This window comes from Phreatobacter sp., from assembly GCF_027532945.1.
Taxonomy (GTDB): domain Bacteria; phylum Pseudomonadota; class Alphaproteobacteria; order Rhizobiales; family Phreatobacteraceae; genus Phreatobacter.
The window spans coordinates 263,914-271,775 of the sequence record NZ_JAPZTZ010000014.1; the positions used below are offsets into that span (position 1 = coordinate 263,914).

Annotated in this window: 6 protein-coding genes; 4 read left to right on the top strand and 2 right to left on the bottom strand. The window is 69.9% G+C overall.

Translation table 11 applies throughout. From position 1 onward, the window contains the following. Positions 1-55 precede the first annotated feature (55 nt). Both O9344_RS11785 and O9344_RS11790 read left to right on the top strand, forming a co-directional pair. Positions 56-1,273, top strand: coding sequence for a GGDEF domain-containing protein (locus tag O9344_RS11785; protein ID WP_298477016.1), 1,218 nt, complete (start codon positions 56-58; stop codon positions 1,271-1,273). 66 nt (positions 1,274-1,339) lie between these two features. Further along, positions 1,340-2,347, top strand: a complete 1,008-nt coding sequence (locus O9344_RS11790; RefSeq protein WP_298477019.1) for a 4-hydroxyproline epimerase — start codon at positions 1,340-1,342, stop codon at positions 2,345-2,347. Positions 2,348-2,377: 30 nt separating this feature from the next. Here the strand turns inward: O9344_RS11790 and O9344_RS11795 are convergent, their stop codons facing one another. Then, positions 2,378-2,776, bottom strand: a complete 399-nt coding sequence (locus O9344_RS11795) for a hypothetical protein (RefSeq protein WP_298477022.1) — start codon at positions 2,774-2,776, stop codon at positions 2,378-2,380. Positions 2,777-2,982: 206 nt separating this feature from the next. On the opposite strand from O9344_RS11795, the gene O9344_RS11800 reads away from it, so the two are divergent. Both O9344_RS11800 and O9344_RS11805 read left to right on the top strand, forming a co-directional pair. Continuing rightward, a complete protein-coding gene (locus O9344_RS11800; RefSeq protein WP_298477025.1) occupies positions 2,983-5,094 on the top strand; it encodes a TonB-dependent receptor in 2,112 nt (703 codons plus the stop codon). A gap of 59 nt (positions 5,095-5,153) precedes the next feature. Next, positions 5,154-7,463 carry an ATP-binding protein gene (locus tag O9344_RS11805; protein ID WP_298477028.1) on the top strand — a complete coding sequence of 770 codons (2,310 nt, stop codon included), beginning with the start codon at positions 5,154-5,156 and terminating at the stop codon, positions 7,461-7,463. On the opposite strand, the gene O9344_RS11810 is transcribed toward O9344_RS11805, so the two are convergent. After that, positions 7,464-7,862 (bottom strand): response regulator transcription factor (locus O9344_RS11810; protein WP_298477030.1); only part of this gene is annotated, 399 nt, incomplete at its 5' end.

A 7,862-nucleotide genomic window follows, 5' to 3' on the forward strand; every position in this document is an offset into this window, starting at 1 on the left:
TTACCACTCGTTCAGCTTGTCACGGCATGTGTCATTCAACCCCTTGGGTGAACGCATGCAGATCGACGGTTCCGCTTACACGCTGCCGCGCTGGCGGCTGACGCGCTGGTTGGCCGAGCCGCCACCCGGCACGCCGGAACCCGTGCGGCGACGCCTGATCGCGACCCTCTATTCAGGCCTGCCCGTCTTCTTCGGCGGAGTCATTGCCACCGTAGTCGGTCCGGCGACCGTGGCGATCTTCCGACCCAGCATCTGGTTCTTCGCCTGGCTGGTGCTGGAGGTGGTGATCTCCGCGCTCCGCATGGGCCTGCTCGTCCACGGCCTGCGCGCCTCGCGGCGCGGCCGCGGCACCCACACCGACCTCGTCATCCTCATGTCCGTCGCCTGGGCCGGAGGTCTCGGCTTCGGCTGTTACGCCTCCATCGCCTCCGGCGACTGGATGATCGCCACCATCGCCTGCGTCCCCGCAGCGGCGATGATGGGAGGCCTGTGCTTCCGCAATTTCGCCGCCCCCCGCATGGTGACGGTGATGATGGCCTTCTCCCTCGGCCCCATGGGCGTTGCCGCCATCGCCACGGGCGAGCCGATCATGGTGACGGTGGCCTTCCTCGTGCCGCTCTTCCTCATCAGCATGTCGGTCGCGGCCTTCCGCATGAACGCCATGTTCGTCGCCGTGCTGGTGGCCGAGATGGAGAACCGCCACCGCGCCTTCCACGACGACCTCACCGGCCTCAGCAACCGCGCCTTCCTGGTCGGGCAGCTCGACGAGCGGCTGGCGAGGTCGGCCGGCCAGGGCGTCGCGGTCTTCTATCTCGACCTCGACGGCTTCAAGGCCGTCAATGACAGCCATGGCCACGCCACGGGTGACCGGCTGCTACAACTGGTGGCCGACCGCATCAACGCTGCGGTTCGCGCCGGCGACATCACCGCCCGGCTGGGCGGCGACGAATTCTGCGTGGTCGCCGACCGGCTCGGACACGAGGAGGCCCTGGCGCTGGGCCAGCGGCTCTCCGACAAGATCACCCGCGTCTACGAGATCGACGGCAAGGCCTGCCCCATCGGGGTCAGTATCGGCATCGCGCTGGCCCCCCGCCACGGCGACCGGTCCGGTGCCCTTCTCGCTGCCGCCGACGGCGCGCTCTATGTCGCCAAGGGCCGCCGCGTCTGTTCAGTGGTGATGGCCGATGGCGCCATCGATGCGCCGCCGATCGCGCCGGTCGATCCGGAGGCGGCGGGAGCCTTGCCGCAGCCGCAGCCCGTCCCGTCCCCTTAAGGCGGTTGCGCCCTCGGCAGCGCCATCCCATAGCTGGAGCGACGACGACGCTCTGGGAACCGGCCGATGGCGCGCACCACCTTCACCTGCATTGATGGCCATACCTGCGGCAATCCCGTCCGGGTCGTCACCGGCGGCTCGATCCCGCAGCTCACCGGCGACACCATGTTCGACCGGCGGCAGGACTTCCTCGCCCGCTTCGACTGGATCCGCACCAGCCTGATGTTCGAGCCGCGGGGCCACGACATGATGTCGGGCTCCATCCTCTATCCGCCGACCCGGCCCGACTGCGACGTCGGCATCCTCTTCATCGAGACCTCGGGCTGCCTGCCCATGTGCGGCCACGGGACGATCGGCACGGTGACGACGATCATCGAGCACGGCCTCGTCACCCCGCGTGAGGCCGGGCTCCTCCGGCTCGACACGCCCGCCGGCCTCGTCGAGGCGCGCTATGTCCAGAACGGACCCTATGTGGAGAGCGTCCGCATCACCAACGTGCCGTCCTTCCTGCTCGGGCGCGGCTATGAGGTGGATGTGGAGGGGCTCGGAACGCTCACAGTGGACGTGGCCTATGGCGGCAACTTCTACGCCATCGTCGAGCCGCAACCGGGCTATGCCGACCTCGACGACCTCCAGCCCTCCGAGGTGATCCGCTTCTCGGCCCTGCTGCGCAAGGCGTTCAACGCCCGCCACGCCATCGTCCATCCGGAGAATGCGGCGCTGAACCGGCTCACCCACGTGCTGTGGACCGGCGCGCCGCGGCACGGCGGCACGGCCCGCAACGCCGTCTTCTATGGTGACAAGGCCATCGACCGCTCGCCCTGCGGCACCGGCACTTCGGCGCGCATGGCCCAGCTCGCCGCAACAGGCCGGCTCTCCGAGGGCGAGCCCTTCGTCCACGAGAGCATCATCGGCTCAAAGTTCGTCGGCCGGATCGAGGGCCGGGTGAAGGTCGGCGGGCTCGACGCCATCATCCCCTCCATCGAGGGCTGGGCGCGCGTCACCGGCATCAACACGATCTTCGTCGACGACCGGGACCCCTATTGGCAGGGCTTCCAGGTGGCGGACCGCTAGGCGCGAGGGTTTCGCCTTTTCCCGGGCAGCTCAGCTGCGCGGCGCAACCACCGGATGGGCCGAGCGGTAGGGCTCGATGCGGACGATGCCCGCCGCCATCAGCGCGACCTTGTCGGCCGGCGCCATGACCAGCGACCCACCCTCGCCGCGTCCAACCACATAGTGCCAGACCGTCATCTGGCCGTCGGCGGCGATCTTGCGCGCCAGGGCCTCGGTGGGATTGCTGCCGCCGAGAGCCGCCATCTCCGCCGCCGTCAGGCCGATCACCATCGTGTCGCGCGGGCTGACGACATTGAACAGCGTCACCGCCGCCGGTGCCGACTGGGCATTGGCCATGGCGGGGACCGCCACGGTTGCGGCGATGAGACCGGCGGCAAAGCCGGCGATGAAGCGGCGGCGGGAGGCGGCTCGCAGGATCAGGGTGGTCATGGGTCAATCTCCGTTGGAGCGCAGGGATGCGCCGCTGTCGGCATCGCTTCTCGCCGCCTCCCATTTCAGGCGCACGGCTCCCGCGGCCTCCGCCGTTTCAGCGTGGAAAGGTTGAGCGCATGGCGGTCCGTCGCGACCACGCGGTTGACAGCGGCAGCAGCGCAGGAGAAGAAGGTTATGTTGTAACGTTACAGGCACCAGGCCTCATGTCCCGTCTTCGCCCCCTCTCGACCGTCGCTGGCCTTGCCCTCATGACCGTCGCGGCAGGACCTGCTGGCGCCCAGACGGCGCTGCCGGAAATCCTGATCGAAGCGCCGCGCAGCCCGGAAGGCGCGCGCCGCGACCTCGCCCTCAGCGAGGGGCAGTTGCAGGTCATCGACCGGGCCTTCGTGCCGGTCACCGTGGTTCCCGAGAGCGAGATCCGCCGCAATGGCGGCGGCACGCTGGGCGACCAGCTGAACAATCTGCCCGGCGTCACCAGCTCCTCCTTCGCACCCGGCGGGGCGAGCCGGCCGATCATCCGCGGCCTCGACAACACCCGCGTGCGCATGCAGGAGAACGGCATCGGCGCCCAGGACGTCTCCGACCTGTCCGAGGACCATGCCGTGCCGATCGATCCGCTCGCCGCCGAGCGCATCGAGATCATCCGCGGGCCGGCGGCCCTGCGGTTCGGCTCGCAGGCCATCGGCGGCGTGGTCAACGTCACCAACGAGCGCATCCCCACCCGCCTCGGGCCCCCCGGCATCAGCGGCATGGCCACCGGCTCGCTCTCCTCGGTCGACAACGGCATCGACGGAGCCATGCGGGTGCGCGGCTCCTCGGGACAATGGGCCTATTCCGCCGATGTCTTCGGCCGCAATGCCGGCGACTACGCGACGCCGCAGGGACGGCAGGCCAATTCCTTCGCCCGCACCTTCGGCGGCTCCTTCGGCGCCTCCTATTTCTTCGACCAGGGCTATCTCGGCGCGGCCATCTCGCAGTTCCGCTCGCTCTATGGCATCCCCGGCATCGAATCCTCGGCCAACCGCACCCGGATCGACATGATCCAGACCCGGCTGACCTCGAAGGGCGAAATCCGCTTCGATGGCCAGGTGGTCGACAATGTCCGCTTCTGGCTCGGTGGAACGCTCTATCGCCACAACGAGCAGGCGCTCGATGCCGGGCAGTTCCAGACCGCCGCCACCTTCCGCAACCAGGAGATCGAGGGGCGTGTCGAGACAGCCTTCCGCCCGCTGACGACGCCGCTGGGCACGCTGAACTCGGTTTTCGGCGTCCAGTTCGGCGCCGCTCGGCTCGGCACGTCGGGCGAGGCCGGCGGCCTGCTGGCCCCGGCCAACAGCAGCACCGTCGCCGCCTTCCTGTTCAACGAGGTCGAACTCACCCGCACCACTCGCCTCCAGGCCTCCGCCCGCATCGAACAGGCGCGTGCCGCCGGCACCGGCTCGGCCTTTCCCGCCACCTTCGACCCGCTGGGCGGCCTGCCAGCCGAGTTCGGCGCCGTGCGGAACTTCACACCCATGAGCGGCTCGATCGGCCTGTTGCAGGAGCTCGGCGGCGGCTGGGTCGCAAGCCTCACCGGGAGTTATGTCGAGCGCGCGCCGCGGGCGCAGGAGCTCTATTCGAAGGGCCCGCACGAGGCCTCCGGCACCTTTGAGATCGGCGATCCCAACCTGACCAAGGAGCGCGCGCAGACGATCGAACTCGGCCTGCGCCGGTCCCAGGGCTCCTGGCGTGCCGAGGCGACGGCCTTCTACACGCGCTACAACGGCTTCATCTACAAGCGCCAGACAGGCCTGACCTGCGACGACGATTTCGCCACCTGCGGCTCCGGCGGCGGCACCGAACTGCGCCAGGTGGTGTTCACCCAGCAGGACGCGACCTTCTACGGGGCCGAACTGCGCGGCCAGGTGGATGTCGCCGAGATCGCCGGCGGCACCTTCGGCGTCGAGGGCCAGTACGACTTCGTCCGTGCCCGCTTTGCCGACGGCACCAATGTGCCGCGCATCCCGCCCCACCGGCTCGGCGGTGGCCTGTTCTGGCGCGATGCCAACTGGTTCGCCCGCGTGACCCTGCTCCATGCCTTCGCCCAGAACCAGACCGCCGCGGAGGAAACCCCGACGCCCGGCTACAACCTCCTCAACGCCGAGATCAGCTACCGGATGAACCTGAAACCCGGCTCCGGTGCCCAGAGCCTGACCTTCGGCCTCGTCGGCACCAACCTGCTCGATGCCGACATCCGCAACCACGTCTCGTTCAAGAAGGACGAGGTGCTGATGCCGGGCCGCGGCGTGCGCTTCTTCACCACCGTCCGGTTCTGACGGGGCCGGAACCCGCCACAGGCCTTGCCGCCCGGGGCGGAAGGGTCGAGACTGCGGGGATGCTGAGCGATCCCATCTCCCTGACGCGGCCGGGCCTGCGCGGCATCCTCACCGGCACGCTCGCCGTACTGACAGCAGCGCTGATCCTCTCGGTCACGGCGGTGGTCGTCTGGACGGCGACGCGCGAGACGCAGCGCTCCATCGGCCGCTCGCTCGGCGACCTCGCGGCCTTCATGCGCGAGGCGCTGGAGAGCGATGTCTACGAGCGCTGGCGCTCGATGCGAACGCTCTCGACGCTGCCGGCCTTCACCAATTCCGGCGCTTCCTATCAGGGCCGTCGCATCATCCTTGACCGCGTGAAGTCCAACGTCGAGGAGATCGTCTGGATTGGCCTTGCCGACATGGAGGGCCGCGTCATCGTCGCCTCCGGCGGCGAGCGCGAGGGATCGAGCGTCGCCGACCGCCGCTGGTACGCCGCCGTCCGCGCCCGCGCAGCCCCCGCCAGCGGCCAGCAGGAGCGCCCGACGGTACAGACCACGCCCGGCGAGCGCGTGGTCGAGATCGGCGTCCACCTGCGCGACAATGACGGCCAGTCCGTCGGCATCATGGGGATGCTGGTGAGCTGGGACTGGCTCGGCCATCTGCGACGATCTCTCATCGACCGCTCGCAGGGGCGCCAGTCCGACCTCGAGGTCATCGTGCTGGACCGCGACGGGCGCGTCGTCATCGGCGACCCCAACCATCTCGGCGCCGGCCTTGCCCGGCGCACCGCCGAGACTGCCGACGGCTTCCAGATCGACACGCTCCCCGACGGCCGCACCATGGTCATCGGCACCAGCCGCGCCTCGGGCGGACGCAACATCGACGGCCTCGGCTGGCAGATCGTCGTCACCTCCAATGCCGAAGTGGCCTTCGCCCCGGTGCGGGAGCTGCGCCGGCAGATCGTCGCCGCCGGCGGCATCGTCGGCCTCATGGTGCTGATCGCCGGCTGGTGGGTGGCGGGCCGCATCGCCAGCCCGCTGCAATCCATCGCCGCCCGTGCCGACCGCGTCGGCCTCGCCGATGCGCTCGACGGCGTGGTGATCGAGGTGCCGAAGAGTTCCTCGCAGGAGATCGTCTCCCTTGCCGCCTCGCTACAAGGGATGATCGACCGTCTGGCCGATAACGAGGAGGCGTTGCGGCATCTCGCCAACACCCTGGAGCACCGCGTCGCCGACCGCACGGCGGAACTCGAGACGGCAAACCACGCCCTGTCGGCGGCGCGCGACGACGCCGTGGCCGCCACCGCCGCCAAATCACGCTTCCTCGCCGCTGCGAGCCACGACCTGCGCCAGCCGCTCCATGCCCTGTCGCTCTTCGCCAATGCGCTGGCGCGCCGCGTGCAGAACGATGAGCAGCGCCGCCTCGTCGCCAATATGGAAACGACCCTCGGATCGCTGCAGGACATGTTCAGCGCGCTGCTCGACGTCTCGCGCCTGGACGCGGGAATCGTCATCGCCGAGCCCCGCACCTTCGTCATCGGCGACCTGCTGGAGCGCGTCGCCGCCGACTTCCGCGCCCAGGCCGCCTCCCATGGCCTGCAATTCGGTCTCGTCTCCTCGCGGCTCGCCGTCGTCAGCGATCCGATCCTGCTCGAGACCATCCTGCGCAATCTCGTCGGCAACGCCCTGAAATTCACCGCCGAAGGCAAGGTGCTGGTCGGCATCCGCCGCCGCGGCGACCATGCCGTGCTCGAAATCCACGATACCGGGCCGGGCATCGCCGAAGAGGATCGCGAGCGCATCTTCGACGAGTTCGAGCGGTCGAAGGACGCGGCGCACGGCCAGAACGACGGCCTCGGTCTCGGCCTGTCCATCGTGCGGCGCCTCTGCGCCCTGCTCGGCCATCGCATCACGCTCACCGGCCGGCGCGGCCACGGGACGGTGGTGCGCGTGGAACTGCCCATCGCCACCTCGGACCTGCCGGCGGTCGCCTCGCCCGCCGTGCAGCCGGACCTGTCGCTCGCAGGCCGTCACATCCTCATCCTCGACGACGAACCGATGATCGTCGACGCCCTCGCCCGCACGCTGCGCGACGACGGCGCCACGGTCTCCGAGGCCGGCGACAGCGTCCAGGCGACGCGCCTCCTCGCCGATGGCGCACCGGTGGACCTGGCGGTGATCGACCTTCAGCTGGAACGCGGCGTCGACGGCCTCGAGCTCATCGAACGCTGGCGCCGGGAAAGCGCCTTCGGCAAGCCGGCGCTGATCGTGACGGGATCGACCGATCCGCAGACCCTCGCGCGCCTCCAGGCGAGCGGCACGCCCTGGCTCACCAAGCCCGTCGCTCTGCCGGTGCTGCGGGCAACCCTCGCCCGGCTGATGGCCTGATCAGCCTCGCCCGAGGAGCGGCGCCGCAATGGCGGCGGCGGCGGCCCGGTTCGACACGCCGAGATGACGGAACACCGCGGCGAGGTGGATCTTCACCGTGCCGTGTCCGAGATCGAGCGCACGGGCGATCTCCTTGTTGGAGCGGCCCTCGACCAGCAGGTCGAGCACCTCGCGCTGGCGCGGCGTGAGCCGGGCGAGGTCGATGCCGGGGGATACAGGCTCCGCGGCCGGGCCCGTCGACTGGGCAAGCGTCGCCGGCACATAGATGGCGCCGGCAAGGATCGTGCGCAGCGCCGCCACGAGATCGTCGTCCCTGAGGCCCTTCGGGACAAAGCCATTGACCCCCGCGGCGAGGGCGGCCAGCACGTCGGTGCGGCTGTCCGAGCCGCTGACGACAGC